This is a genomic window from Polaromonas sp. P1_E3 (assembly GCF_056405935.1).
Genome location: NZ_JBFUBD010000795.1, coordinates 1 through 686 on the forward strand (window position 1 = coordinate 1; position 686 = coordinate 686).

1 protein-coding gene is annotated in these 686 nt (G+C 57.9%); it reads left to right on the top strand.

All coding sequences use genetic code 11. From position 1 onward, the window contains the following. Positions 1-88: 88 nt before the first annotated feature. Positions 89-686, top strand: a 598-nt coding sequence (locus tag AC1D0Z_RS23580; RefSeq protein ID WP_477660537.1) for a pirin family protein, incomplete at its 3' end; no start/stop codon positions are given.

Sequence of the window (686 nt, forward strand, 5' to 3'; positions counted from 1 at the left end):
TCAAACAGCCGCAATGAAAAGCAGGGGCTCCGCGCCTACATTGGAGTCATTGCAAACGCAGTTCAACGCACCTTGAAAGGAGCACCTCATGATGACTTTAAGAACTTCCAGCGAACGCGGCTACGCCGACCACGGCTGGCTCAAGTCTTTTCATTCCTTCTCGTTTGCCGGCTATTACGACCCGGCCCACATGGGCTTTGGCAACCTGCGCGTCATCAACGAAGACCGCATCGCTGCCGGCCGCGGTTTTGGCACCCACGGCCACAAGGACATGGAAATCATCAGCTATGTGCTGAGCGGCGAACTTGCGCACAAGGACAGCATCGGCAACATCAAGGGCATCCCGCCCGGCGATGTGCAACGCATGAGCGCCGGCACCGGTGTGCAACACAGCGAGTTCAACCACGCAGAAGGCCAGACCACGCATTTCCTGCAAATCTGGATTGAACCCAATGTGACCGGCATTCCCCCCAGTTACGAACAGAAAACGTTTGCCGATGCTGAAAAGCGCGGCATGTTGCGGCTGGTAGCTTCGCCCGACGGCAACCAGGGGTCAGTGCTGATCCATGCCGACGCCAGGTTGTATGCAGGGCTGTTTGACGGTGCGGAAACCGCCGCGCTGGCGCTCGACGCGAAACGCAAGACCTATGTATTCCTGATTCGTGGACAGCTTGAAGCCAACGGAC